The 25,873-nt window shown below is 67.6% G+C and carries 21 protein-coding genes; 9 read left to right on the top strand and 12 right to left on the bottom strand.

What is annotated here, in order from left to right; all coding sequences use genetic code 11:
• Positions 1-52 precede the first annotated feature (52 nt).
• Positions 53-1,132 (top strand): ATP-binding protein, encoded by a 1,080-nt coding sequence (locus GS4_RS04565; protein ID WP_157226487.1) that lies wholly within the window; start codon positions 53-55, stop codon positions 1,130-1,132.
• On the top strand, positions 1,129-2,193 hold the full coding sequence (locus tag GS4_RS04570) for a DUF8320 family protein (RefSeq protein ID WP_157226488.1): 1,065 nt from the start codon (positions 1,129-1,131) through the stop codon (positions 2,191-2,193). The genes GS4_RS04565 and GS4_RS04570 overlap by 4 nt, the downstream gene beginning before the upstream one ends.
• 784 nt (positions 2,194-2,977) lie before the next feature.
• Here GS4_RS04570 and GS4_RS04575 read toward each other — a convergent pair.
• The 4 genes from GS4_RS04575 to GS4_RS04590 all read right to left on the bottom strand — a co-directional run bounded on the left by GS4_RS04575 (position 2,978) and on the right by GS4_RS04590 (position 8,301).
• The gene (locus GS4_RS04575; RefSeq protein ID WP_007617973.1) at positions 2,978-3,499 is read right to left on the bottom strand and encodes an Rv2253 family sensor-like surface protein; all 522 of its coding nucleotides are present in this window, start codon (positions 3,497-3,499) and stop codon (positions 2,978-2,980) included.
• Between the two features lie 526 nt (positions 3,500-4,025).
• The gene (gene leuA / locus GS4_RS04580; RefSeq protein WP_007617974.1) at positions 4,026-5,876 is read right to left on the bottom strand and encodes a 2-isopropylmalate synthase; all 1,851 of its coding nucleotides are present in this window, start codon (positions 5,874-5,876) and stop codon (positions 4,026-4,028) included.
• Between the two features lie 247 nt (positions 5,877-6,123).
• Positions 6,124-6,684 carry a nitroreductase family protein gene (locus tag GS4_RS04585; RefSeq protein WP_007617979.1) on the bottom strand — a complete coding sequence of 187 codons (561 nt, stop codon included), beginning with the start codon at positions 6,682-6,684 and terminating at the stop codon, positions 6,124-6,126.
• A gap of 57 nt (positions 6,685-6,741) precedes the next feature.
• Positions 6,742-8,301 carry an MFS transporter gene (locus GS4_RS04590; RefSeq protein WP_007617980.1) on the bottom strand — a complete coding sequence of 520 codons (1,560 nt, stop codon included), beginning with the start codon at positions 8,299-8,301 and terminating at the stop codon, positions 6,742-6,744.
• 146 nt (positions 8,302-8,447) lie between these two features.
• Between GS4_RS04590 and GS4_RS04595 the strand changes: the two genes are divergently transcribed.
• Positions 8,448-9,143: a TetR/AcrR family transcriptional regulator gene (locus GS4_RS04595; RefSeq protein WP_007617981.1), complete on the top strand. Its 696-nt coding sequence runs from the start codon at positions 8,448-8,450 to the stop codon at positions 9,141-9,143.
• Between the two features lie 27 nt (positions 9,144-9,170).
• On the opposite strand, the gene GS4_RS04600 is transcribed toward GS4_RS04595, so the two are convergent.
• Together GS4_RS04600 and GS4_RS04605 are read right to left on the bottom strand one after the other, a co-directional pair.
• Positions 9,171-9,863 carry an O-methyltransferase gene (locus GS4_RS04600; protein WP_007617982.1) on the bottom strand — a complete coding sequence of 231 codons (693 nt, stop codon included), beginning with the start codon at positions 9,861-9,863 and terminating at the stop codon, positions 9,171-9,173.
• A gap of 110 nt (positions 9,864-9,973) precedes the next feature.
• Entirely contained in the window at positions 9,974-11,266 is a 1,293-nt protein-coding gene (locus GS4_RS04605) for a mannosyltransferase family protein (RefSeq protein WP_040509574.1), read from the bottom strand.
• Positions 11,267-11,381: 115 nt separating this feature from the next.
• Here GS4_RS04605 and GS4_RS04610 point away from each other — a divergent pair, with 115 nt between their 5' ends.
• The 3 genes from GS4_RS04610 (at position 11,382) to GS4_RS04620 (ending at position 15,090) form a co-directional block, all read left to right on the top strand.
• The gene (locus tag GS4_RS04610) at positions 11,382-12,647 is read left to right on the top strand and encodes an aspartate kinase (protein WP_007617985.1); all 1,266 of its coding nucleotides are present in this window, start codon (positions 11,382-11,384) and stop codon (positions 12,645-12,647) included.
• A gap of 35 nt (positions 12,648-12,682) precedes the next feature.
• Positions 12,683-13,708 carry an aspartate-semialdehyde dehydrogenase gene (locus GS4_RS04615; RefSeq protein ID WP_007617987.1) on the top strand — a complete coding sequence of 342 codons (1,026 nt, stop codon included), beginning with the start codon at positions 12,683-12,685 and terminating at the stop codon, positions 13,706-13,708.
• 101 nt (positions 13,709-13,809) lie between these two features.
• Complete coding sequence (locus tag GS4_RS04620; protein ID WP_040509464.1) at positions 13,810-15,090, top strand: lipase family protein; 1,281 nt, start codon at positions 13,810-13,812, stop codon at positions 15,088-15,090.
• Positions 15,091-15,231: 141 nt separating this feature from the next.
• On the opposite strand, the gene GS4_RS04625 is transcribed toward GS4_RS04620, so the two are convergent.
• Positions 15,232-16,764, bottom strand: a complete 1,533-nt coding sequence (locus GS4_RS04625; RefSeq protein ID WP_157226490.1) for an ArnT family glycosyltransferase — start codon at positions 16,762-16,764, stop codon at positions 15,232-15,234.
• Between the two features lie 75 nt (positions 16,765-16,839).
• Positions 16,840-17,550, bottom strand: coding sequence for a TetR/AcrR family transcriptional regulator (locus GS4_RS04630; RefSeq protein ID WP_157226491.1), 711 nt, complete (start codon positions 17,548-17,550; stop codon positions 16,840-16,842).
• Positions 17,551-18,092: 542 nt separating this feature from the next.
• On the opposite strand from GS4_RS04630, the gene GS4_RS04640 reads away from it, so the two are divergent.
• From GS4_RS04640 to GS4_RS04650, 3 genes are read left to right on the top strand one after another with little or no spacing between them, the layout of a single operon-like run.
• Complete coding sequence (locus tag GS4_RS04640; RefSeq protein WP_245555569.1) at positions 18,093-19,511, top strand: hypothetical protein; 1,419 nt, start codon at positions 18,093-18,095, stop codon at positions 19,509-19,511.
• Positions 19,508-20,191 carry a hypothetical protein gene (locus GS4_RS04645; RefSeq protein ID WP_007617995.1) on the top strand — a complete coding sequence of 228 codons (684 nt, stop codon included), beginning with the start codon at positions 19,508-19,510 and terminating at the stop codon, positions 20,189-20,191. The genes GS4_RS04640 and GS4_RS04645 overlap by 4 nt, the downstream gene beginning before the upstream one ends.
• On the top strand, positions 20,184-20,462 hold the full coding sequence (locus GS4_RS04650; protein ID WP_007617997.1) for a hypothetical protein: 279 nt from the start codon (positions 20,184-20,186) through the stop codon (positions 20,460-20,462). Before GS4_RS04645 ends, GS4_RS04650 begins: the two co-directional genes overlap by 8 nt.
• A 15-nt stretch (positions 20,463-20,477) precedes the next feature.
• On the opposite strand, the gene GS4_RS04655 is transcribed toward GS4_RS04650, so the two are convergent.
• Genes GS4_RS04655 through GS4_RS04670 form a run of 4 tightly spaced genes read right to left on the bottom strand, consistent with a single transcriptional unit; the run spans position 20,478 to position 25,703 of the window.
• Positions 20,478-22,160: a dipeptide ABC transporter ATP-binding protein gene (locus GS4_RS04655; protein WP_007618000.1), complete on the bottom strand. Its 1,683-nt coding sequence runs from the start codon at positions 22,158-22,160 to the stop codon at positions 20,478-20,480.
• Positions 22,157-23,023, bottom strand: a complete 867-nt coding sequence (locus GS4_RS25940) for an ABC transporter permease (protein WP_007618002.1) — start codon at positions 23,021-23,023, stop codon at positions 22,157-22,159. Before GS4_RS25940 ends, GS4_RS04655 begins: the two co-directional genes overlap by 4 nt.
• Positions 23,020-24,036 carry an ABC transporter permease gene (locus GS4_RS04665; protein ID WP_007618011.1) on the bottom strand — a complete coding sequence of 339 codons (1,017 nt, stop codon included), beginning with the start codon at positions 24,034-24,036 and terminating at the stop codon, positions 23,020-23,022. Before GS4_RS04665 ends, GS4_RS25940 begins: the two co-directional genes overlap by 4 nt.
• On the bottom strand, positions 24,033-25,703 hold the full coding sequence (locus GS4_RS04670) for an ABC transporter substrate-binding protein (protein WP_007618013.1): 1,671 nt from the start codon (positions 25,701-25,703) through the stop codon (positions 24,033-24,035). Before GS4_RS04670 ends, GS4_RS04665 begins: the two co-directional genes overlap by 4 nt.
• Positions 25,704-25,873 lie beyond the last annotated feature (170 nt).

Raw genomic sequence — 25,873 nt, forward strand, 5'->3', positions numbered from 1 at the left:
GCGATTCGTCGGCGCCGGCTTCGTGGCCTTTCTCTTCGTGTCGATTCCGGAGATGAGGCGAGCTGACGCGCTCGTGTCCGGTTGGTGGACGCCCGCGGCGATCGGTTTGGCCGTGGTTCCCGGATGCGCGCTGTTGACGGCGACGTTCGCCGAGGATCTCCGTTGGGTGCGGGTGTTTGCGCGTCTCGCGGCTGTCGGATTCATAGTGGCGATAAGTCTGTGGCTGGTCGCCTGGAACGGCGGCGAACTCGAGGAACTGCGCGGTAACTGGCTGGTGATCTTCTCCGGACTCGTCGGGCTGAGTGCCGCGCTGGCCATGCGAGCGATCTGGGCTCTGGTGGTGCAGGTGAGTGCCACCACTTTGTCGGCGTTGACGAACCAACTCGGACTTGTGAGCGACCAGTCGCTGATTCCGCGCGTCGCCTACGAAGCACTGTGGGCCTCGACGTACAGCTGTGTGTTCGTGTTGGCGGTGGTGACTGCGTTGAGAACCGCCCGGTTGCTTGATGTCACCGGTGCGGTGGTCCGCCGTGACGCGCGTGTATCGGCAGCGCGTGCTGCCCGTGATGCTGAACGAGCGCGTTTCGACGCGCTGATTCACGACCATGTGCTCGCAACGCTCCTGGAAGCCCACCGGGAGCCTCATGATGACGGAACGCGCCGACACGCGCGCGCAGCTCTCGCAGAACTGGACGACCTGACGGGCCGCCCGGACGCAATCGGTCAGGTCGGGGCAGCCGCGATCGTCACTCGTCTGGAGGGGGTTCTGGGCAGTATCGACGACACCACGAACTTCGAGGTCATCATCGACGACGACGACCGGACGGATCATCTCTACCCAGTTGACGTGGTCGCCGAGATCATCGCAGCCGCAGCCGAAGCGCTCCGTAACAGTGTCAGACACGCAGGTGGCGATGTCCATCGACGGGGTGAGGTGACATTCGAACGCGATCACATTCGGGTGGTGGTCGCTGATTCCGGTTCCGGATTCGACGTCGACGCACTCGGAACGGGTCGGCTCGGGATCAACCTGAGTATCACCAGCCGGATGAGCCGAATTGCCGGGGGGCGCTCTTCTGTTCGGAGTCAGCCTGGTGCAGGGACTGTGGTGGAACTCGAGTGGCGGCGTTGACACAGACCCGGTATTCGAAGGACCGTAACGACGTCGCCGGGGTCATCGGCCTCTATACGCGTGGGGCCGCGATGGTGGCTGCGGCGGTGGTGCTTGCCGGTACCACCGTGACGGTCGGAACGATCGGTGTGCAGGCGCGCCTGCCTGTCGCCATAGTTGCGTTGATGAGCTTGATCGCCGGCGCGATCGTCTTGCTGCGGGTGCCTGGCGATCCGTTGCCCTGGCGCGCAGCTGTATTCGTCTCCGCTATCCCAGCAACCCAGGTCGGCGTGCTGTGCCCGTCGCTGCCGGTTCCTCTCGACCCACTGCAGTTGGCTCCGGCCGTCGGAGGGGGAGCAGTGTTGTGCGCCTTTCTCTGCACGCGAGGCCGGGTGCTGTGCGCCTGGGGAGGACAGATCGCCGCTCTCGTCGTGCTTGTGTCGTGGTCTTTGGTCGTGTCGCAACCTGTCTCCATCACCCTGGGACTGTTCGTGTCCAACGCAGGGGTGATGTTGATGGCGACCTACTTTGCCTGGCTGTTGCGGCCGGCGATCACCACACTGTTCCGCCTGCGCGCAGATCAGACCCGGCTGGAGTCACAGCGCGCGGCCGCGGAGGCCGCGCAGATCGAACGCGCAGCGCAGCAGACCCGACTGGATCGACTCGCGAGACCCATGCTGGGCCTCATCGCCCACGATTCGATGTCCGATGGGGACGTCGAACGTGCTCGCCTACTCGAAGCGTTGCTGCGTGACAGCATCAGAGCGCGAGCACTCGATGTGCCCGAGATCAATCGCGCCGCCTGGCAAGCCCGGGCGCGGGGGGTGTCGGTGCAACTCCTGGACGACGGCGCGCTGGACACTGTTGAGGTGGCCGCTTCGGCACGATCTCAGTTGTACCGCCTGATCGCCTCGTGCCTCGCCGAGGCCGGCTCCGGAACTGTCACGGTCCGGGTCCAGCCCCCCGGCAGGCATGCTGTGGTCACTGTTGTCACCACGATCGATGGGAGCGTGAGCAGTCGAGAGTTGACAGCGAGCGCCTTGGAGCAACTCGACGAGAGCAGCGGGTGGCAGGTGACATGACGATGTGAGCACCGACCTCACCGTGTGACCGGTCTTTCTCGGCCCGCAGTGGTGCTTCTCATTGTTCCTGCGAGTGTCGAGACGTCGTCGCCGTGCGGTCCGCGCGTGGACTTCAGCCGTCTTCGCGACAACAGTTCGCGCCAGCATCGATCTGAACATGTCTGTCGCTTGTACCCGGCCGGCGGGAGCGGACACCACGAGCTGCCGCAGATTGCGCAGCTACAGACGCGCACCCTTCGGGCTCGCTTGCCGTTTGCGGCAGCGGTTCGGCTCTGCGCCACAGCGGATGCCCCGGCTCGCTGGAACGAGCGCGAAGTGCGTGCGCGGCGAGAGGCCTCAGGGTCACGGGATTGGAGCAGCTTCTCCCATCCCCGCGACCCGATCTGGTCCCGGGCTTTGGCGGATTTGACCTCACGGGTCGCGGCCGGCAGAAGGCCTCGTCCGGTATTGAGGCCATGGCTGAGTTTGTACTCACGGGCGGTTATCCCGTGGCGCTGATAGACGTGGACGCCCAGCCCCCGGATCCGGAGGCCACATTCGTGGCACAGAAGGCCGTCTGCGGTTTCGTCGACGAGGCCGTAGCGGCCGAAGCCGTCGGGTTCTCCTACCCGCGGCCGGGGAGATCTGTCGGGGTCCGTTCCTCGGCGCAGCTGTTTGTAGTGCATTTGGCAGTAATTGCGTGCATAGACCCGCCGATCGCAGCTTCGTGCCATACACAGCGTGCCCGTCATCGAGCCCCACGCGGCCACGTCCGATCACCGTCCGGACATGGAGAACTCCGGCGTCATGAGAGAGTCCACCTGTTGCGATCGACAGGATATGCAGCAACCGCCATGATCACGGTTCCTGCGCACGGACCGTGGTCTATCTCGGTGCGCCAGACGCCGTCCAAGGTGCCGTCAGCGCGAGGTGTGTAGACCGCCAACGAATGAGCCGGCGCCCAGATCTTCGGTTTGCCCGGCCCCTGGTAGCAGTCCCACTCCCAGTCGTAACGGTGTACCCACGACCCGTCCTCCCAGGTGTAACGCGGAGGGCGCGGCAGCGTGTGGTTCTCGGGCGTGGGACCTGCCACGACCGTGGCCACGCAGCGTCCGTCTGTGCATGTGGTGACGAAGGTGTACGTATCGGCGAAGTCTGGTTCGGGTTGGCGAGCAGCCAGACTGGTCCCGGTCTTGGTGGCTGCGAATCGTTTGAGCGAGTACTGCCCGTCCCAGGCGGATGGGGCTGCAGCCGAGGCGATACCGCTCGTCGCCGATGCCAAGGCCGCCGCAGCAACGATTACCAATGCCCACACGCGAAACCGCACTGTCAGCCCGGGAATCTGATGGGCGGGACGTCGGATCTCGTTGCCGGGCAACTGGACTCTTAATCGTGAGAGTGACATCGATTCGACTGCACCCGCTCTCGTCCGGTAGCGCCCGTTCCGAAGCTGCTGCGACGAACGGTGAACTACAGCCTGGGGGCACTGCGTTGATGGCATCGACTCGACACTATTCACGCCCACGGTGCCGGCCTAGTCCCAGAAATCGGACGTCGCCCATGATGTACCTGCCTGGGCAGGCTCGAACCGTGAGTTTGCCCGATCTCGGCGCACCGTCGTTGCCGAGGGGGTCAGGGGCCGTCAGCCGACTCGACCAGACCAGGATGGACCGGGGTCCGCAGCGAGGATCGCCCGCTGGTGATCGGACCCCGGCCCATGCCCGTTGACGGTGCAACCGGGGATCACCCGGTGACCGTGGTTCTTCGGGGCGCGCCGAGGCGCGGTTCGGTGCGGCAGGAGAGTACCGGGACCGGACTTGTCGAGATGAGCTGTCGGGACTGGTGGTTCGAGCTCAGGGAGCCCAGGTGCGCGGCGCGGCGTCCGTCTCGACCTCGACGGGCGCAGTCACGCGGTGGGCGCGGTTGACCGCCGACACCACCGCACGCAGGGACGCGGTGGTGATCGACGAAGCGATGCCGACGCCCCACACGGTCTCGCCGTTGACCTCGGTCTCCACATACGACGCGGCGCTGGCGTCGCCGCCCGCGGTGAGTGCGTGCTCGGTGTAGTCGAGGATGCGGACCTCGTATCCGACCGTCGACAGGGCGTCGACGAATGCGGCGAGCGGACCGTTGCCGCTGCCGACGATCTCGCGCTCGGTGCCCTCCACCTTCACCACCGCGGTGATGTGGTCGTCTCCGCCGTCGACCTCGGCGGCGTCGACGCGCTGACGGATGCGCTCCAGCGGCCAGATCGGGTGCAGGTACTCCTCGGCGAAGACATCCCACATCGCCTTCGGGTTGACCTCGCCGCCCTCACCGTCGGTGATCTTCTGGATCTCGCGGCTGAACTCGATCTGCAGACGCCGCGGCATGTTCATGCCGTGGTCGGCCTTCATGATGTAGGCCACGCCACCCTTGCCGGACTGGCTGTTGACCCGGATGACGGCCTCGTAGTTGCGGCCGACGTCCTTCGGGTCGATCGGCAGGTAGGGGACCTGCCAGAGGATGTCGTCGACGTCGGAGTCGGCGGCGTCGGCATCCACCTTCATCTGGTCCAGGCCCTTGTTGATGGCGTCCTGGTGGCTGCCCGAGAAGGCCGTGTAGACCAGGTCGCCGCCGTAGGGGTGCCGCTCGGCGACGTTGAGCTGGTTGCAGTACTCGACGGTCCGGCGGATCTCGTCGATGTCGGAGAAGCTGATCTGCGGGTCGACGCCGCGGCTGAAGAGGTTCATGCCCAGCGTCACCAGGCACACGTTTCCGGTGCGCTCACCGTTGCCGAACAGGCAGCCCTCGATGCGATCCGCACCGGCCTGGTAGCCGAGTTCGGCTGCGGCCACGGCGGTTCCGCGGTCGTTGTGCGGATGCAGGCTCAGGATGATCGAGTCGCGACGAGCCAGGTTGCGGTGCATCCACTCGATCGAGTCGGCGTACACGTTCGGTGTCGCCATCTCGACGGTTGCCGGCAGGTTGATGATCATCGGCTTCTCGGGTGTCGGCGCGATGATCTCGGTGACGGCGTCGCACACCTCCTTGGCGTAGCTCAGCTCGGTGCCCGTGTAGGACTCCGGTGAGTACTGATAGCGCCAGTTGGTGTCCGGGTACTTCTGCTGCTCCTCGAGAACCTTGTGCGCGGCATCGGTGGCGATCTTGGTGATGGCCGGCTTGTCGGCGCGGAACACCACGCGTCGCTGCAGCACCGACGTCGAGTTGTAGAAGTGCACGATGACGTTCGCGGCACCGCGGCAGGCGTCGAAGGTGCGGGTGATCAGCTCGTCCCGGCACTGCGTCAGCACCTGGATGGTGACGTCGTCGGGGATCGCGCCGTCCTCGATGATCTCGCGGACGAAGTCGTAGTCGGTCTGGCTCGCCGACGGGAAACCGACCTCGATCTCCTTGTAGCCCATCCGGACCAGGAGATCGAACATCCGCCGCTTGCGGGCCGGACTCATCGGGTCGATCAGTGCCTGGTTGCCGTCACGCAGGTCGACTGCACACCAGAGCGGTGACCGCTCGATGGTCCGATCGGGCCAGGTGCGATCGGGCACTGCGACCCGCTCGACCTCGTCGGCGAACTGCCGGTACCGGTGTACCGGCATCGCGGAACTGCGCTGGGTGTTCCAGGACGGCTGACCGTCGGGGATGGGGCCGGACGGTTCGACGATGCGACTCGCGCCGGAGGTGAAAGTGTCTGCTGCTGCCATGATGGTCGATCTCTCCGAATCGGATGGGGAAGATGACCGGCACGTCGAAAGGCCCCGCGACGGAGGGCCGGTCGTGTCAGACCCCGCCGCGGCAACCGAGGAGGAGTGCGCGCTGCATGCTCGTGACTGTACTCCTCACCGTCGGTGAGGCCAAAGGCTCCCGATTTCCCGGCAGGCGCGCACACGCTCGATCGGCTCGCCCACCCGGGCCCGGACCGGGTTGGCGGGTGGGCGCCGAGTGCGGCGATCAGTGCAACGGATGCCCCCAGGAGCCGGCAAAGGCGATCTCCGACAACGGCAGTCGCTCCCGGGGTGCCTCGTCGCGTTCGCGGATCTCGGCGGCGACGGTGGCCGGGTCGGCGAGTTTGCCGATGCCCAGCAGGACCAGCGGTCGGCGGTCGGCGGGGATGGCGAAGCGTTCGATGGTGGCCGCGGCGTCGAAGCCCGCCATCGGATGTCCGTTGTAGCCGAGGGACTCGGCCTGCAGGATCATCTGCCCCACGGCCAGCCCGGCGTCGACCGCCGCGTAGGTGTGAGCCTTCTCGTCGTCGGGGTCGTCGGCGGTGCAGACCAGGACGAGCGCCGACGACGCGGGCGCCCAGCCGGCATTTCCGCGGGTGAGGGCTTCCACGAGGCCGTCGAACGTCTCGTCGCCCCGCACCCCGACGACGAACCGGACCGGCTGCACTCGGCCCCACGTCGGGGCCCAGCGCCCTGCTTCGAGGATGCTGTCCAGGTCTTCGGTGGTGATGTCCGCGGTGGCGTCGTAGCCACGCGCGCTCCAGCGTTCGGCGATCAGTCGGTGCACTCGGCCCAGACTAGAGATCCGCGCAGGGGATGGCCGTCTCGCGGGTGGGGCCGCCGGTCAGCGCGCCGGGCAGTCGGCGGTCTCGTGGGCTGGCTCCTCCGCCACCGCGGGGGCGGGTCGTCCGCGCATCACGACGGCGAGCACCACGCCGAGCACGGCCAGCGCGATCACGACGGCCAGTGAGGCCGCTTGCATTCCGTCGACGAAACCCTGTCGGGCGGCGTCGGCGAGTTGATCGCCCGCGGGACCCATACCCAGGGCCCGATGCAGGGTGTCGCCGAGTGTGTCGCCGAACATCGCGCCGTCCGAGTGTGCCCGGAACACCAGCGTCGCCAACGATCCGAGCAGGGCCAGCCCCAGGGCGGTACCGAGTTCGAAGCTCGTCTCCGAGATGCCCGACGCCGCGCCCGACCGTTCGACGGGCACCGACCCCACCACGACGTCGGAGACCAGGCTGAACTGGATGCCGTAGCCGACGCCGGCGATCGAGGTGAAGACGAGGTAGATCCAGATCGGGCTGGACGTGGTCAGCAACAGCAGGCCGAGGTTGCCGGTGGCGGCCATGACGACCGAACCGACGAAGGCGGTGCGGGTCCCCACCAAGGTGGCGATCCGGGTCGCGCCGATGGAGAAGGTCGCGACGGCCACCGCCATCGGCAGGCCGGCCAACGCGGCGGCCAGGACGTCGTGGCCCATCACCGACTGCAGGTAGACGCCCGTGAGGTACGACATCCCACCCAGCGCCATCATGCCGACCAGAGCGGTCACCACGGCGGCACTGAACTGGACGTTGCGGAACAGGGCCAGATCGAGCAGCGGGGTCGCCGCCCGACGCTGATGAGCGATGAACAGTGCGAACATCGCGACGCCGAACACGCCGATCAGCACGACTCCGACTCCCGCACCGTCAGCGGCGAGCGTCTTGATCGCGTAGACGATCGGCAGGATGCCGGCCAGTGACAGCACCACGCCGGTGATGTCGAAGGGGCCGGTCGACTCGGCACGGTACTCGGGCACGAGCTTGGGTGCGAGCACGAAGAGCACGGCCAACACCGGTACGTTGATCAGGAACACGACGCCCCACCAGAAGTGGTGCAGCAGAACACCGCCGACGACCGGACCGATCGCGCTACCGCCGGCGAAGGCCGCGGTCCAGACGCCGATGGCCTTGCCGCGGTCGCGGGCGTTCGGGAACATGTTGGCGATCAGCGACAGGCTCGACGGCATCAGGGTCGCGCCACCGATGCCCATCACCGCGCGGGCGATGATCAGCACCGCGGCGGTCGGGGCGAACGCGGCAACCACCGATGCGACACCGAATAGCGCGGCGCCGAGGAGGAGTACGCGCCGCCGACCGACCCGATCGCCGACATTGCCCATCGTGATCAGCAGGCCGGCGATGAGGAAGCCGTAGATGTCGAGGATCCACAGCTGCTGGGTCGCCGACGGCTCGATGGCGTCGGTGATCGCGGGGATCGCCAGATAAAGGACCGAGAAGTCCATCGACACCAGCAACACCGGAAGCGTCAGGACGGCCAGTCCCCACCAGGCGCGTCGATCGGTCGCCGGGGTGGTACCGGTGGTCTGATCTGCAGCTCCGGGCTGGATGGTCGACATACTGGGTGCTCCTGAGATGTGCACCCTGGCGGGTGCGGTGCGGTCGGCGCGTACGCCGTACGCGTTGACGGTATGACCATGAGTACGCTGTACGCAACTCGAATATTCCCGGGTCGACCCGGCAGGTCCCCCGATCGGACGAGAGAATGGACGACGTGCCGACCGCCGACAACCCGAAGCTCACGCTCGAGGCCATCGTCGACGTGGCCATCTCGCTGGCCGATCGCGACGGGCTGTCTGCGTTGTCGATGCGCCGGATCGCCGACGAACTCGGCGTCGGCGCGATGTCGCTCTACCGGCACGTCGCCGACAAGGACGCCCTGATCCAGGCCATGTCCGAGGAGACCGGTCGGCAGTTCTCGTACCCCTGGGATCAGGACGGCGAGTGGACCTGGCGTGAACGCGTGCAGATCGCGGTCGACATCGACTGGGACCTGTACCGCGCGCACCCCTGGGTGGTGCTGGCCTATGCCTCGCCGAGGCACAGCTTCGGCGACGAGGCGTTGCGCTGTCTCGATTGGTTCGCCGCCGGATTCCTCGATCTCGGTGTCTCGATCGAGCAGGCCACCGACATGGCGCTCACCGTCTGGGGTTTCGTCCAGGGGGTGGCGCTGGCGGCGGTCGGTGACGAGTTGCTCCGAGCGGAGTCGTCGCCCGATGACCACCCCGGCGGTCTGGTCGACCTGATCGAGGGCCGTTCGAGTGCGCCGCCGCCGCACCTCGGTCGTCTCGCCGGCAGCGAGGAGGCGCGCACGCTGGTCGACCTCCGGGCGCGACTCGACCAGGGCATCGCCTACCTCTGCGCGGGATTCGAGGCGGCTGCGGGTCGGGTCGCCGACTGACCGTCGGCGCCCCGCATCATCGGCCGGTCATGCCCGACCGCTGAGTTCGACGGTGTCGCCGACCTTTCCGGGCAGGTTGACGCTGGTGTAGCCGTTCGCCGGGTCGCGGACGTGCTCGAGATAGTCGGCGAGGTCGGGGCTCTCGGCGTTGTCGGCGAGGATCAAGGTGCCCGATGCGAGCCGGGGCTCGAGCAGCCGGATGACGGGTAGGTACAGGTCCTTCCACCCGTCGAGGACGACGAAGTCGATCGGCGCCGGGATGTCGGCGAGTGTCTCGAGGGCGTCACCTGCGTGCACGGTGATGAGGTCGGCGAGGCCGACGTCGGTGAAGGTGGCGGATGCCGCGGCGACCTTCGACGCGCTGAGCTCTGTGGTGTGGATGTGCCCACCGCCGTTGTCGCGCAGGGCTGCCGCCAGATGGATCGTCGACAAGCCGAAGGACGTGCCGAACTCGACGACCGTCGTCGGGCGGGTGGCCCGGACGAGCGAGTAGAGGAGCCGGCCGGTGTCGCGGCCGATGGCCATGAACGACTCGCTCGCGTCGTCGGCTCGGCGTTGCGCCGACGACAGTGGCGGCGATTGGGTGGTGTCGCTCAGCGGCAGCGCGTTGCCGCTCGGGCGCGGGCCGTCGGATCGTGGCCTGCGTACCTGGCCTTCGGCCTGCGCATAGAGACGTTCGAGGGTGCCGGCGACGGGCTCGCTGTCGAGGGTGGTGGCCATGCATCCAGGTTAGTGCGTGCCCGCCCCGTCGATCGTGCGCTCGAAATCGTCGATCGTGCGCTCGAAACCGTCGATCGTGCGCTCGAACTCGCCGACTGTGCGCCGACCACCTACATCGCGTGCGGGTAGACGGTGATCATGTGGGCGCCGAACCACGAGCTGCCGATCACGATCGGGATCAGCAGCGCGAGCATCGGACCGGTGCGGAGGCGTGCCAGCAGCATCGCGATCGGGATGAGCAGGACGAAGGCAGGGAGCAGAAGGCGAGCCCGACTCATCATCAGTCCGCTGGACAGCACGATCGATGCGACGACCAGAGCGCCGTAGAGCAGGATCGGCCACGGCAGTCGGGACCACACCGCGACCCCCAGGAGCAACAGCGTCGCGAGGATGATCCACGCGGTGGCGACCGGCGCGACCTCGCCGCTGTTCACCAGCACGTCGTTGACGAAGTTGACGGTGGCCACACCCCAGTCGAACTCGGTGCCCCACCCTTCGGTCTGGATCCGGAACCACCCGGTCGGCGACCCGGTGTGGGCCCACACCACGGCGAGGTAGCCGAGGTAGCCCAGCGGACTGATGACGACGGCGGCCCAGGCGCGCGGACCGTCCTTGCGGGCGATCAGCGCGGCCAGGATCACCACTCCGATGACTACGGCCGCGGTCGGGCGCGTGAGTCCGGCCAGCGAGGCGCAGATGCCGGCGAGGATCCATCGGTGCTCGACGACGCCGATCAACGCCCATACCGCGAGCGCGCAGAACAGCGCTTCGGTGTAGGCCATGTTCAGCACCACTGACATCGGTGTGGCGGCGAAGAGTGCCGCGGCCAGCAGGCCGACCCGTCGGGGTGATGACGAGCCGATGGGCGACCGATCGCCCATCGTCTTCGCGCAGAACCCGGCGAGACGTGCGGCGCCGACCGCCGCGAGGCATCCGAGGACCAGATTCACCAGGATCGCGGAACCGAACGGGGTCAGCAGGGGTAGGCGCGCGAGGGTCCCGACCAGATACGGATAGCCGGGGAAGAACGCGTACGCGGTGTCGATGGTGTGCAGCCCGCGGGCATCGGTCTGGGTGTAAGGCACGTCACGGTAGCCGTACTCCGCGATGGCCAGCATCCACTTGCCGTCCCACAGCCCCAGCGCATTGCCGAGGGTGGTGTCGCGCAGCTGGGTGAAGCGCGCGAGCACGAGGATCCCGACTGCCCGGATCGCGAGGAAGACGACGATCGGCTCGACCCACGATCGGTGCCGGTAGAACCACCCGGTCACCGACGTACCGATGCTCGGACGCGGGGGCGGATCGTCGACTCCGGACGATGCCGTGGACGGCGTCGCCGCGGTCGACGACCTGCGTCCCGCACCGTCCTCGTCGGTGCCGTCGATCTCGGTTGAGGTGGCCACCGCACGATCGTAGGTCGGGTGTGGCCTGCTCCACTTCATCGACACCTGCACGGGCAGCCGGGACGTGCGCCGGTAAGGTGATTGCCGCAGACGGACAACCTTGGAGGGACCGAACGTGGCACTCGTGGTGCAGAAATACGGCGGATCATCGGTGGGTTCCGCCGAACGCATCCGCCGCGTGGCCGAGCGCATCGTCGAGACCAAGAAGCAGGGCAACGACGTCGTCGTGGTGGTGTCCGCGATGGGCGACACGACCGACGAACTCCTCGATCTCGCCAACCAGGTGTGCCCTGCGCCGCCGCCGCGCGAGATGGACATGCTGCTCACCTCGGGCGAGCGCATCTCCAACGCGCTGGTGGCGATGGCCATCCATTCGCTGGGGGCGGAGGCGCAGTCGTTCACCGGCTCACAGGCCGGCGTCATCACGACGAGCGTGCACGGCAAGGCCAAGATCATCGACGTGACCCCGGGGCGGGTGCGCAGCGCACTCGACGAGGGCAAGATCGTGCTCGTCGCCGGCTTCCAGGGCGTCTCGCAGGACACCAAGGACGTGACCACTCTCGGTCGTGGCGGGTCGGACACGACTGCCGTCGCACTCGCAGCTGCGCTCGAGGCCGATGTCTGTGAGATCTACACCGACGTCGACGGCATCTATACGGCCGATCCGCGGATCGTCTCCGACGCCCGCCACCTCGACACCGTCTCCTTCGAGGAGATGCTCGAGATGGCGGCGTGCGGCGCCAAGGTCCTCATGCTGCGCTGCGTCGAATACGCGCGCGCATACAACGTTCCTGTTCATGTGCGCTCGTCGTACTCGACCAAGCCCGGCACGATGGTGACCGGGTCGATGGAGGACATTCCCGTGGAAGAAGCGATTCTCACCGGCGTTGCGCACGACCGCAGCGAGGCCAAGGTCACGGTCGTCGGACTCGACGACAAGCCGGGTTACGCCGCGCGCGTATTCCGGGCCGTCGCCGATGCCGAGATCAACATCGACATGGTCCTGCAGAACGTCTCCAAGGTGGACACCGGCAAGACCGACATCACCTTCACGTTGCCGCGCGAGCTCGGACCGCTGGCCGTCGAGAAGCTGACCAAGCTTCGCGACGAGATCGGCTTCACGGAGCTGCTCTACGACGACCACATCGGCAAGGTGTCGCTGGTCGGTGCCGGGATGAAGTCGCATCCGGGCGTCACCGCCACCTTCTGTGAAGCGCTCAGCAACGCGGGCATCAACATCGAGCTCATCTCCACCTCGGAGATCCGCATCTCGGTCCTGACCCGCGACAGCGAACTCGACGATGCCGTGCGCGCGCTGCACAAGGCCTTCGATCTGGGCGGCGACGAGGAAGCGGTCGTGTACGCCGGGACGGGCCGCTAGATCATGCCGCAGCGAGTGCAGCGAAGGGGAATCTGATGGGTGTTCGTATCGGAGTGGTCGGGGCCACCGGCCAGGTGGGCGGCGTGATGCGCGCCCTGCTCGAGCAGCGTTCGTTCCCGGCCGACGATGTGCGGTTCTTCGCATCGGCGCGGTCGGCGGGCAAGAAGCTGGTGTGGGCAGGCGGTGAGATCGAGGTCGAGGACGCGTCGACCGCAGATCCCAGCGGACTCGACATCGCCCTGTTCTCGGCCGGCGGGACCATGTCCAAGGAACAGGCCCCGCGTTTCGCGGCCGCCGGTGTCACCGTCATCGACAACTCGTCGGCATGGCGCAAGGACCCCGACGTCCCGCTGATCGTCTCCGAGGTCAACGGTCACCTCGCGAAGAACCCGCCCAAGGGCATCATCGCGAACCCCAACTGCACCACGATGGCCGCGATGCCGGTGCTCAAGCCGCTGCACGACGCAGCAGGCCTGCAGCGTCTGATCGTGTCGTCGTACCAGGCGGTGTCGGGCAGCGGTCTCGCCGGTGTCGAGGAGCTGGCCGGCCAGATCCGCGCCGGCGCCGACGACGCCGAGAAGCTCGTCCTCGACGGCGGTGCGGTGACGTTCCCGGAGCCGAACAAGTACGTCGCCCCGATCGCATACAACGTGATCGCGCTGGCCGGATCGCTGGTCGACGACGGCTCGGGCGAGACCGACGAGGACCAGAAGCTGCGCAACGAGTCGCGCAAGATCCTCGACATCCCGGAGCTGCTCGTCAGCGGGACCTGTGTGCGCGTGCCCGTCTTCACCGGTCACTCGCTGTCGATCAATGCCGAGTTCGCGCGCTCGCTGTCGCCCGACGAGGCCCGGACCATCCTGGGCAGCGCCGCCGGCGTCGAGGTCGTCGACGTCCCGACGCCGCTTGCCGCAGCAGGCAAGGACAACTCGCTGGTGGGTCGTATCCGCCAGGATCCGGGCGCACCCGACGGTCGTGGTCTGGCCCTGTTCATCTCCGGTGACAACCTCCGGAAGGGTGCAGCGCTCAACACTATCCAGATCGCCGAGCTGCTGGTCTGAACTGCGGTCCGATTCGGATCGACGCATCCGGATCGGACAATTCGGCCCGGTTTATGACCCCGGTCACCGGGCTAAGTTACTGTGCGGTAGCTTACTGCTCCATGGGACGAACACGGGGTGGTTTCTCAGCTCGCTCAGCTCTGCGGCGAGTGGCGACGATGGTCGTGACGGGGGTGGTCGTCGGAGCGGGTCTCACGGTGGCCACTCCGGCGGCGCAGGCGGCAGACTTCTACACGCCGCCGGCAAGTTTCTCGAAGGAACCCGGATCGATCATCCGGTCGCAGCCGTCACCGCTGCTGCTGCAGATCCCGGGCATCAAGAACCAGTGGCCCGGGACCGCGACGCGGATCATGTACACGTCCAGCTACCAGGACGGTAAGCCGGCCGCCGTCACCGGAACCGTCGTCGAGCCCACCGCACCGTGGCGCGGCAAGGGCGCCCGGCCCACCGTCGTCCTCGGACCGGGGACCGTCGGCCAGGGCGACCAGTGCGCGGGGTCGAAGCTCATGTCCTTCCCGCTGGCCATCGACCCGTTGAAGCCGAGTATCGCGGTCAACTACACCGCGCTCGAGATGAACCTGATGCTGCTCAACGGCGTCCGCGTCGTCATCACCGACTACATCGGCCTGGGTACCCCGGGCATCCACACCTACGTCAACCGGCGTGAGTCCGGTGCGGCGATGCTCGACGCCGCGCGAGCAGCCCTGCATGTGGCCAAGGCGAAGAAGGATGCACCCGTTGCGTTCTCGGGCTATTCGCAGGGCGGCGGCGCCGCTGCCTCCGCAGCCGAGATGGCCTCGACGTACGCACCCGACCTGAACGTGAAGGCCACCTACGCGGGTGCTCCGCCGGCTGACCTCGGCAAGGTCATCGACCGCATCGACGGCTCGTTCATCGTCGGCGGCATCGGCTACGCGATCAACGGACTCACTGCCCGCTACCCGGCACTCAAGCCGATCCTCGACTCGGAGACCACCGCCAACGGACGCCAGGTGCTGCAGCGGGTCGCCACCCAGTGCATCGGCGACACCGCACTGTCCTTCGGTTTCCAGCGCACCACGCAGTGGACGCGTACCGGCGAGTCGCTGTCGAAGGTCATCGCGCGGCATCCGGAGGCGCAGAAAGTCGTCGACGAGCAACGCATCGGCAAGCTGAAGCCGAACGCGCCGGTGCTGCTCGAGGGCAGCTTCAACGATGACGTGATCCCCTACGGCCAGGTGCGGACCCTGCGCGACGACTGGCGTGCCCAGGGCGCCAACGTCCGGATGATCCACGACGGGACCCCGCCGATCTTCCCGGGTCTCGTCGTCAACCACGCACTGCCGCTGCTCGGTACGCTGCTGCCGTCGGCGAACTTCCTGTTGTCCGAGCTGAACAGCTGACCGAACGCTCGACACGACTCCGCCCCGGCGTCGTCTCCCGTCTCGATTCGATGGTGGGAGAACGACTCCGGGGCGGACTTGTTCACTCGGTCGGACAGGGGTGATCACCCCGCGCAGACCGGGCGAGTGGTCGCGTGGCGATCAGATGTGCTGCAGGTCGGTCCATTGCTGCGACCACGGTGTGGCCACCGAGCAGCGCCAGATGGTGACATCGGTTGCGGCGCCGGGGAACGCGAGTCGCCCCGTGATGGTGCGGATCGGTTCGGCGGCGGCACACGCTTTCGGTCGGCCGTTGTCGCTGGCGTCCACCCACAGCACCGAGGTCGCGGAGTCGGGTGGGGTGCCGAGGTATCCGAATCCCCGAGACGGGCTGTAGACCGGCGGTAGATCGGAACCGTAGTACTCCAATGCGCCTGCCTGCCAGTATGAATCGGAGACGATCGCCGTCGGCGTCGGATGGGTGGGATCTGCGCTCTCCGAGCCGACTACGCCCCGGACGTCGCGGGTGAGTTCCGGCCAGCCGAATTGTCCGTAGACCGAGATCATCGCGGCGGCGTCCTCGACGCTCGCGGCCTGGGTGATCTGATCGGCCGGCTTCCATGGCATCGCGACAACGACGACCACGAGCGAGGTCGCCGCCACCACACCGGCGCCCATGCCGATGGAGCGTCGGCGCGCGGCGATGTCGGCGACTCCGACGGCGCCGGCCGCCATCACCACGGCAAGCATCCCGGCCGGATAGTACGGTCGGCCATTGACCGCCAAGAAGATCACGACGACGACCAGGAAAGCGATACCGAGGAAGCGGTACGGGCGGGCGTCGGAGTTGCGGAACAGCCGCCAGAGACCGGCGACCAGCAGCGGGACACCGAGCGCCCCGGCGAACACGATCAGCAACGGCAAGAACAGGAGTCGGCCACCGATGTAGGCTTGCTCGACGGCGACCTGTTGGCTGAGCTGGAGTTGCGGCCAATCGTGTGTCGCCTGCCAGACGATGCTGGGGATCGCGCTGATCACGACGATGAGTCCGCCCACCCAGAGCAGTGGTCGGCGCAGCAGATCGCGCGGGCCGACGGCGGCCACTCCGACGACGACGCCGATCCACAGGACCGGCACCAGCCACTTGGCCTGGAGATCGAGCGCGGTGACCAGCGCCGCCACGAGCAACAGCCGATCCTGCCGGGTGCGCACCCAGCGCACGATCCCCCAGGTGATGATCACCCAGAGCGGTGCGTCGATGGCGTTGGTGGCCAACAGATTCGCCTGCAGTAGGAGCAGAGTGCTGGTTCCGTACGCCAGCGCTGCGAGTGCCTGCGCGGTGCGTCCGCCGCCCATCTCGCGGGCGATCAGGCCGGTCACGCCCACGGCGATAACGGTCAGGATGATGGAGGGCAGTCGGAACACGATGAGCGAGTCACCGGGCAGGGCGTCGGTGAATGCGGCGAGGAGCGGCAGGATCGGCCCCTGGTCGGCGTAGCTCACCGAGGGGTGCGCGCCGGCGGCGATGAAGTACAGCTCGTCGCCGAAGAGGTGATACCTGCTGGCGGCGAACACTGTTCCGGCCGTGGCGAAGAGCAGGATCGGGGCGAGTACCGACCAGGCGATCGGCGGTACGCCCTTCGGTTCAGGTGGGTCCGGTCGCACAATGTGGTCCTGTACGTCGGTGGTGGACATGACGCCTCTCGGTGGCTGTGGTGTGCGTGTTGTGATCGTGAGGTGGTCGGTGTGCCGGAAGGTGGCGTGGTCGGCTCAGACGGCGCCGGTCGCCCGTTCGAAGTTCGTGATGAGTTGTGCCGCATAAGGGGCGATGTCGAAGTCGCCGTTACGTGCGACCCGGCCGGCCACGCCGTCGATGGCGTCCCGGATCTGCAGTGCCATCACGCGAGCATCGAACTCGCCGAGTTCGCCTGCCTGCTGGCCCCGCTCGAGGATGTCGACGAGCGGGCCGATGATGGCTTCTTCGTCCTCTCCGCCCTCGAACCGCAACCTGCCGTCGGCGTCGCGGAGGTTCACCACGATGTCGGTCATCGTCGCGATGTAGCGCCGGTTGGCGTCGATGTACTCGAGGTTCGACTCGAGGTAGGCGTGCAGTTGAGCGCGCGGCGTGGTCTCTGCCGCGATGCGGGGACCCATGAACTCCCCGCCGGAGACGAAGAGTTGGATGACGACCTGCGTCATCAACTCCTCCTTGCCGTCGAAGTGGTATGAGATGACGCCTTTGGAGATGCCCGCGTGCCGTGCGATGCGCGCGAGACTGGCCTTGCTGTATCCGTCGTCGGCGATCACCTCGACCGCCGACGCGATGATCTGGCGCCGGCGGGCGTCCTCGATGAAGGACCGGCGTCGGACGTCGGGATGCTCGGCGGGTGACCCCGAGGCTGCTGTCGGGTGTGTCTCGACAGGCGCTCCATCTGCGGGGCTTTCGTCGGACTGTCCGTCTGGATTATTTTCTGACCGCACGGCCAAAAAGTTACTCGGTCGGTCTGATCGCGTCCATGGGGGATGACCCTGATCTGTGTTTGAGGGTTTCGGGGGGGGCTGGGGTCGGGCGGGGTGGTCAGAATCTGCTGTCGAGCGGGTTGTCGTGTGGATATTGCGCGCGGCTGCCTGCAGGGCGGCAGATTGTGACCGGGCCAGGCGGTGGGCCCACCCCGGCGCGGCCCCCGCGCGCTCTCGCCCCCACCCCCGCGCACCAGCCCCCGGCCCTGACCAAAATCTGCCACCCAACGTCGCGTCGCGTGGATATTGCACACAACTCCCCGCTGGACGGCAGTTTTCGACCAGATCCCGGCCCAGCCCGCACCGACCCAGAGGCCCCCGACCCTGTTGTCCCGACCCCCGGTCTGTGCTTGGCTGTCCGAGCCGACGACGAGACTGTTGGTCGGCGGGTTGGGTAGGTCGGGCGGTGCGGGGAGAGTAGGTCGATGCGAGTGCGCAGGGGTACGGCGATCGCCAGGGCGATGGCGGTGACGATCGTGACGGCGACGGCCTGCACGGCGCTGATGGCGAGTCCAGCTAGGGCGCAACCTGATTCGCCGACAATCGGTCTGGGACCCGCCGACACCTCGCTGATGCACGGTGACCTCGCATCGACGGACTCCACCGGAAACCGCGGCCCGGGCGTCGGTGCCCGACTCGCGGCCTCCTCCGTGCCGGGCGGTGCCTGTGCGGCGACGTTCGTCGGTCGCGACGGCATGCCGGTCTCACTGTGCACCCAGTTCCTGGCGACCTCGCCGCCGTCGTTCGCCGCACCGACGGTCACCCTCTTCGAACCGCGCACCGCTCAGCCCCTGGCATCGACCCAGCTGACCAAGGGTGGATTGCTCGGCGGGGTCTACGGCTACCTCGACGACCAGGATCGGGTCGTGGTCGCCGACGGTTCGGGGTCGGTGCTGCGCGTCGCGCACCGCCGGACCGCGCGCGGGTGGCAGGTCTACGTCGACGACCGGGTCGACGTGCGGTCGCACATCCCGGCCGGCGATGCGATCACCGGTCTCGCGCCCGACTTCGACGGGCGGGTGTGGTTCGCGACAACGCATGGGGTCGTCGGAACCATCGGACCGGATCGCCGGGTCACCTCGACGCGGTTGCCGGCGGGTGAGGACCTCGGCAACGGGCTGTCCGTCCGACGCTCTGGGGCGTCGATCATCACCACCCATGCGCTCTACGAGATGCGCGCCGACGCCGGGCAGGCCCCGCGGGTGGTGTGGCGCCGCCCCTACGACCGGGGGCCCGCGCGCAAACCGGGACAGCTGACCTGGGGTTCGGGCACCACGCCGACCTACTTCGGTCCGGGAGGCGATGGCTGGGTGGCCATCGTCGACAACGCCGAGCCGCCCAATCTGATTGTGTTACAGAGCGACACCGGATCGACGGTGTGTCGGATGCGAGCATTCGATCGGTCGGGTCCGGGCACGGAGAACTCGCCGATGGCGTGGGGGAACTCGCTGGTCATCCCGAGCACGTACGGCTATCAGTACCCGCCGATGGCCGTCGACGGCCGATCCGTTCCCGCCGACGCCCCGTTCGTCGGCGGCGCCACCCGCATCGACGTCCGAGACGGTGGATGCCACCGCGTGTGGGAGAACGGCGACCGGATCGCCACCCTCCCCAAGCTCTCGCGTGCCGACGGTCTCATCCACGCGATCGGCTACGGGCCGCTGGTGCCCGGACGCCCGCAACAACTCGGACCGATCGACTACGTCGCCACCGACTTCGCGACAGGACGCCGGGTCGAGACGCTGAAGGTCGGCGATGCGCCGGTCGACGAGCCGCTCGAACTGACGGGCACCATCTCCGCCGACGGCACGATGTGGCAGGCCACGGTGGGTCGGATGCTCAAGATCGTGCCCGGTCCGAGGACCCTCGCGAACCGACCGGATCCCGTCCGACTGGCCGGGGTGGGACAATCGGGCACATGACCGAGTCGTGGCGCGAGGACGAGTTCGACGCGGAGGACGTCGACCGGAACGATCGCGTCCCCACGCAGGCCGAACTCGACGCCGAAGACCTGGCCGAACTCGCCAACACGACGTCCGCCGATCGCGACCGCGCGCAGCTCTACCCGCGTCGGGAGGACGACCCAGGTATCCCGCCGGCGCCGCTGGTCGTCCATGCTCGCGTCGCCTGGTGGGGCGCGGCCGTCGCCGGACTCGTGTCGGTCATCTACGGATTCCTGCAACTCGGCATGATCACCGACGATCTGCGGACCCGCCTCGCCGAAGGCGTCGTCGAGGACCCCGCCAACGCGAGTCAGGCCGGCCAGGTCGACTCACTCGCCGGGTTCTTCCCGCCGTTCATGCTGGTGATGATCGTGGTGCTGCTGGCGATCCAGTATCCGCTGCTCACAGCGACCGCGACGCATCACAGTCGTAACTGTCGCAACCTGTTCCTGACCGTCGTCCTGATCAATCTTCTGTGCATCCCGGTCGGGGTCGACCTGCTGTTCCGCTACCCCGACGTCTGGTCGGCGATGGTGGTGATCGCTTGGATTCAGTTCGGCCTTCTGGTCCTGTCCGCACTGTGCACGCTGCGTCGCCCGGTCAACCAGTGGCTTCCGTCGTCGACGCGGATGCGGCCCACCCGGATGTTCCGTGGCTGACGACGCCCGAGGGGCCGACGCCGATCGGGAGTATCGCGACGCCCGACGCCGGGTCGCGCGCACTCTGCACCCCGATCGCGGCGGCGACCCGGCGGCGTTCCATGCCGCGCTCGAGGAGATCGAACGCACCCATCGAGGTGCCGGTCGTCCGACACCCGTGACGTCCCACGACGTCGTGTTCGTCCGTCGCCGACCGGTTCGCCGGCGTGTGCTGGCCCTCATGCGGTCGGCTCAGCAGCGGATCGGCCGACGCCGCTACATCGACCTCTGACCTCTTCGGGAGCGATCAGGCGCCGACCAGGTTCGCCTCGATGGTGGGCACGGCGGCGAGGAGTTCGGCCGTATAGGGGTGGGTCGGGTTGCCGAACACCGAGTCGGCCGGTCCGTGCTCCACGGTCTCCCCGTCCTTCATCACCAGGATGTCGTCGCTGACGTGGTGGATTACGCCGAGGTCGTGCGAGATGAACAGCAGCGCGACGCCGGTCTCCGCCTGCAGCGTGGCGAGCAGATCGAGCACGCGGGCTTGGATGGACACATCGAGAGCCGACACCGGCTCGTCGCACACGATGACCGACGGCTCCGGCGCGAGTGCGCGGGCGATCGCGACCCGCTGGCGCTGTCCGCCCGACAGTTGCAGCGGATGACGCAGCCGATATGCGTCGGACAGCCCGACCTGATCGAGCAGCTCCGACACCCGACGATCGGCCTCGACGCCGCGGACACCGCTGGGCCGCAGGCTGTCCCGCAAGATCCGCTGCACGTTCCAGCGCGGGTCGAACGAGCTGAGCGGGTCCTGGTAGATCACCGAGATCTGGTCCCGTGAGCGTCGCCGCTGCGCGTCGGAGAGGGTGCTCCAGGCGTGGCCGTTGAGCTCGATGGAACCGCTGTCCGGTGTCGTCAGACCGAGCACCATGCGCGCCGTCGTGGTCTTACCCGACCCCGACTCGCCGACGATCCCGAGTGTCTTGCCCGCCTCGAGATCGAACCCGACACCGCGGACCGCCGGTCGTTCCGAACCGTCGGGGCCGGTATACGACTTGACCAGGTCGCGGGCGCGGATCGCGAGCGGGCGGTCGGAACGGTCGTCCGGTGTTCCGCTGACCTGCGCACCACTGGTCAGCAAGGTGCCCTTGGATGCGCGCGACGGCACGGAGTCGAGCAGCCTGCGTGTGTAGTCGTGTTCGGGCCGCGACAGGACCTGTGCCGTGGTGCCGGACTCGACGATCTCACCGTCGCGCATCACTGCGACGCGGTCGGCGAGACGCGCGACCACCGCGAGGTCGTGCGAGATCAGGATGACCGCGTTGCCACGCTCCTTCGCCTCCCGGAGGACGTCGAGGATCTGTGCCTGCACGGTGGCGTCCAGCGCGGTGGTCGGTTCGTCGGCGATGACCAGCTTCGGATCGTTCGCGATGGCCGACGCGATCAGCGCGCGTTGTCGCAAACCGCCCGACAGTTCGTGCGGTCGCTGCCGGGCGCGCACCCGGGACTCGGGAACGCCCACCAGGTCGAGCAGTTCGACGACGCGCTCCTCGCGAACGGCCCGCTGCACCAGTCCCGCCCGTGACCAGAACCCGTTCCCGCTTCTCGTCGCGGAGTGTGTGGAGATGGCCTCGCCGATCTCGCCGCCGACTGTGCGCAGCTGGTCGAGCGACACCAGCGCGTCCTGCAGAACGAATCCGATGTCTCGCCCGCGGATCCGACGCCATTGTCGATCGTCGAGCCCCAGGAGTGACCGACCGTCGAAGGTGACGGTATCAGCCTCGATGTGGGCCCGGTCGCCGGTCAGCCCGATCAGAGTGCGGGCCGTCACCGACTTTCCGGAGCCGGACTCGCCCACGATGGCAAGGCATTCGCCGGCGTCGATGCCGAAGGACACCCCCTTCACCACCTCGTGGTCATCGAAGGAGATCCGGAGATCGCGGACCTCGGCCAGTCGGGTTCGGGTGCGCTCCACCGTGTCGGTCACGATTGCTGTCCTTCCAGTCGGGCGCCGACATGGCGACCCAGGGTGGTGAACGCCAAGGCGGCCAGCACGATGACGAGTCCGGGGAAGATGACCAGCCACCACGCGACGGTGATGTACGTGCGGCCGGCATCGAGCAGCGCGCCCCACTCGGGAGCGGGGGGTGCCACACCCAGTCCGAGGAACGCCAGCCCCGATGCCCAGATGATGGCCTGACCGATTCCCAGCGTCGCGGTCACGATCATCGGCCGTAGCGCGTTGGGTGCGATGTGCTGCAGCAGGATTCGACCGCGCGAGTGTCCCAGCGCGGTCGCGGCCTCGATGTATGCGGAGTTGCGGACGGCCAGGACCTGGCCGCGGACGATGCGGGCGTATCCCGGGGCGATGCCGATGCCGATAGCGACGATGAGCGTGTACTGGCCGGGGCCGAACACCGAGGTGAGCAGGAGGCCGAGCAGGACCATCGGGAAAGCGAACATCACCTCGATCCACCGATTCGCGAGTGCGCTGCTGATACGTCCGGAGAGCCCTGCGCCGATGCCGAGGAGTACCGCGAGGACGAGCGCGAGCGCAACAGCACCGAGTCCGATGGTCAGCGACTGTCGGGTCCCGGCGATGACCCGGCTCAGCAGGTCCCGGCCCGAGAGATCGGTGCCGAACGGATGCGCCCAGCTCGGTGGCGCCAGCGTGTTGTCGAGGTCGATGGTGAAGGGGTCGTACGGCGCCAGCCAGTTCGGGACCACCACCGCACTGAGCAGCAGTGCCACGAACACGAGCGCGGCGATCAGCGTGGGTGGGAACAGCCACGATCGGAAGCGCCGGATGTGTTCGGCGGCCCGGAGAGTGCTGGTGTCGACGATGGTCATGGGACCTCGATCCGCGGGTCGATGACGGTGTACAGGAAGTCGACGAGCAGGTTGGCGACGGTGTAGATGAGGGCGACGACGATGACGATCCCGCTCACCAGCGGGACGTCCCGTGAACTCGCGGCCGACACCAGGGTCTGGCCGATCCCGGCCCGGGCGAACAACGTCTCTGCGATCACTGCTCCGGACAGCAAGGCGCCCATCGCCCAGCCGGACACCGTCACCGCGGGGATGATGGAGTGACGCAGCACATGCCGGGCGCGGACAGACAGATCGCCGAGGCCGCGGCTGCGCGCCGTCAGCACGAACGGCTGGTCCAACGCTCGGGCGAACTCGTCGCGTGCGATCTGACCGAGGAAGCCGGCGAGAGGGATGGCCAGCGTGAGTACCGGGAGTACCAGTCCCAGTGCACTGCTCCCACTCTCGACCGGGAACCAGGCCAGATTGATGGCGAAGACCACCAGCAGGATGGAGCCGATCCAGTACTGGGGGAGGCCGGCGCTGACCGTCTCCAGCAGTGAGCCGATCGCGCCGGCGGGACCGGAACGCCCGGCGGTCAGGGTCGTGGTGACCAGCACCAGCAGCCAGGCGACGACGAGCGCGGTCACCGTGAGGACGAGCGTCGGGCCGATCTGGGTGGCGATCACCTCGGTCACCGGCTGTTGCAACTGATAGGACGTGCCGAGATCGCCACGGAGCAGGCCCTGCAGATAGTGCAGGTACTGCGTCCAGATCGAGTCGGTGAAGCCGTATTGGTCATTGACCGGGGCGATCTCGTCAGGAGTCCGCTCGCGGCTCTCGCCGGACGAGAGGTTCAGCAGCAGGGTGGCCCGGTCACCGGGCGCGAACACCTGCAGCAGGAAGGTGACGGTTGCGGCCGCCCAGAGGACGAACACGGCAGAGCCCAGTTTGCCGAGCCACCGCAGTGCCGACCGCCGACGGCGTGCCGCGCGACGGTCGGCGACCGGATCCGGCCGGCGCGCCGACGTTCTCGAGTTGTCGGTGATGGTCATCGCACGAACCTCGCATCCGAGAAGACCGGCTCGCCCTGCGACTTCTCGATCCACACGTCGTGGAGATCGGGCCGACTGGCGATCGACGTGGTCTGGGTGTACAGACCGACCGACAACGCCTTGTCGCCGATCAGCCGCTGAGCCCGGCCGTAGAGCGCGCGCTGTTCGTCGGGGTTCTCCGACGCGTTGGCCTGCTCGATGGTCGACTGCAGCGTCGGGTCGTTGTAGTACGCGGTGTTGTGGGGATTGGGGTTGTCGTCCAGGCGTTGCCGCCAATTGATGTACAGCAGGCCGGGGATCGGACTCGTCCAGTACCCGACGTAGGCGTCGTAGGTGTCGGCCTTCGCGTAGTTGCCGCCGAAGTATTCGCTCTGCGTCGCCGGGGTCAGCCGAATGTCGAAACCGACCTGGCGCGCCTGGTACGCGACGTTCTGCAGGATCGCCGCCCCCTCGGGGCCGATGATGGCGTCGGCGGCATAGACCACGCGGGCAGTCAGCCGGCGGCCATCCCTGGTGCGGATGCCATCGGTATCACGACCGGTCCATCCCGCCGCGTCCAGCAGAGCGGCCGCACGCTTCGGGTCGTACGGGTAATCGCCTGCGCCGGAGTCGTAGTCGGGTGTGCTCTGGCTCAGCGCACCGTTCCCGTTGTAAGGCACCACGCCCAGGTATGCCGTCTCGACAGCGCGTTTGCGGTCTGCCGCCGTCGCGAAGGCCTGTCGTACCCGCACGTCGTCGAACGGCGCATGCGCCGCATTGAGGGTGATCGCATTGGGTCGACCCGGTGTCACGTACTGGCGGGTCTGATACTCGCGCGTCGCCGATGCCCAGTTGATGGCCGGCACGTTGTAGATCACATCGGACGATCCGCTGGTGAGGGAGCCGTATCGGAGTACCGGATCCTTGAGGAACTTCCACACGACCTTGTCGACATACGCGGGCCCCCGGTTCTTCGCATTGGCCGGTGGCGACGAATAGTTCGGATTGCGGACGAAGGTGATGCTGCGGTTGCGATCCCAGCGCTGCAGGATGAACGGGCCCGAGCCGACCGGCGCCGAGCAGTTCGCCTTCGGCCCGCGCGCCAATGCGGTCGGCGACTGGATTCCGAAGTAGCCCTGGGTCAACACCGTGAGCAGCGGCGTGTACGGCGACTTCAGGTGAAGCGCATAGGTGTTGGCGTCGATCACCTCACCGTGCGAGTAGTACTGCCCGATGTAGGCGACAGCCGTGCCGTTCGGGGATGCCGACGTCAGGTAGGCGTCGAAGTTCTTCTTCACGGCCTCGGCGTCGAGGTCGGTGCCGTCGGTGAACTTCACGCCGGGTTTGAGGTGGAAGGTGTAGGTCCGGCGATCGGGAGAGATCTCCCACGACCGTGCGAGCCACGGGACCGCCTTGCCCTCATCGTCGAGGGACACCAGGTTGTCGAGGTATTGCCGTGCGAGATAGGCATTCTGGACCCATCCGCCGTGGGCGCAGGGCGGTTCCTGTTCGTGGCCGTACTCGATGGTCCCGCCGGCAACGTAGGTGCCGGGTGTCGGTGCGACACCGGTCGACCGGCCGTCGCCGGTCTCGGGGCGTGCCCCGCACCCCGCGACGAGCGCGCCGATGACGACCGGTACAGCGATCAGCGCGAACCGGTGACGCGCACGTCGGACTCTGATGGTCACGAATACTCCTCGATGGCCGTCGTCCACGCCGAGGGCAGGCGAAGACCACGGACAGGGTGGTCGGGATCGGCGTGAACGCTAGGGCGCTCGCCTCGAGAGGGCATCGCTTCGACTCATCTTGATTCCAAGGACGCAACCGATCGGCGTCCGTCGTAGCGTCGCGAGGGTTC

The organism is Gordonia soli NBRC 108243, from assembly GCF_000334455.1.
Lineage (GTDB): Bacteria > Actinomycetota > Actinomycetes > Mycobacteriales > Mycobacteriaceae > Gordonia > Gordonia soli.

Excerpts from the sequence above, each read along its gene's own strand:
- GS4_RS04565 (WP_157226487.1), top strand. The coding sequence starts at position 53 with ATGAGGCGAGCTGACGCGCTCGTGTCCGGTTGGTGGACGCCCGCGGCG.
- leuA (WP_007617974.1), bottom strand. The coding sequence starts at position 5,876 with ATGGCAGCAGCAGACACTTTCACCTCCGGCGCGAGTCGCATCGTCGAA.
- GS4_RS04590 (WP_007617980.1), bottom strand. The coding sequence starts at position 8,301 with ATGTCGACCATCCAGCCCGGAGCTGCAGATCAGACCACCGGTACCACC.
- GS4_RS04595 (WP_007617981.1), top strand. The coding sequence starts at position 8,448 with ATGGACGACGTGCCGACCGCCGACAACCCGAAGCTCACGCTCGAGGCC.
- GS4_RS04600 (WP_007617982.1), bottom strand. The coding sequence starts at position 9,863 with ATGGCCACCACCCTCGACAGCGAGCCCGTCGCCGGCACCCTCGAACGT.
- GS4_RS04615 (WP_007617987.1), top strand. The coding sequence starts at position 12,683 with ATGGGTGTTCGTATCGGAGTGGTCGGGGCCACCGGCCAGGTGGGCGGC.
- GS4_RS04620 (WP_040509464.1), top strand. The coding sequence starts at position 13,810 with ATGGGACGAACACGGGGTGGTTTCTCAGCTCGCTCAGCTCTGCGGCGA.
- GS4_RS04625 (WP_157226490.1), bottom strand. The coding sequence starts at position 16,764 with ATGTCCACCACCGACGTACAGGACCACATTGTGCGACCGGACCCACCT.
- GS4_RS04640 (WP_245555569.1), top strand. The coding sequence starts at position 18,093 with ATGGCGAGTCCAGCTAGGGCGCAACCTGATTCGCCGACAATCGGTCTG.
- GS4_RS04645 (WP_007617995.1), top strand. The coding sequence starts at position 19,508 with ATGACCGAGTCGTGGCGCGAGGACGAGTTCGACGCGGAGGACGTCGAC.
- GS4_RS25940 (WP_007618002.1), bottom strand. The coding sequence starts at position 23,023 with ATGACCATCGTCGACACCAGCACTCTCCGGGCCGCCGAACACATCCGG.
- GS4_RS04665 (WP_007618011.1), bottom strand. The coding sequence starts at position 24,036 with ATGACCATCACCGACAACTCGAGAACGTCGGCGCGCCGGCCGGATCCG.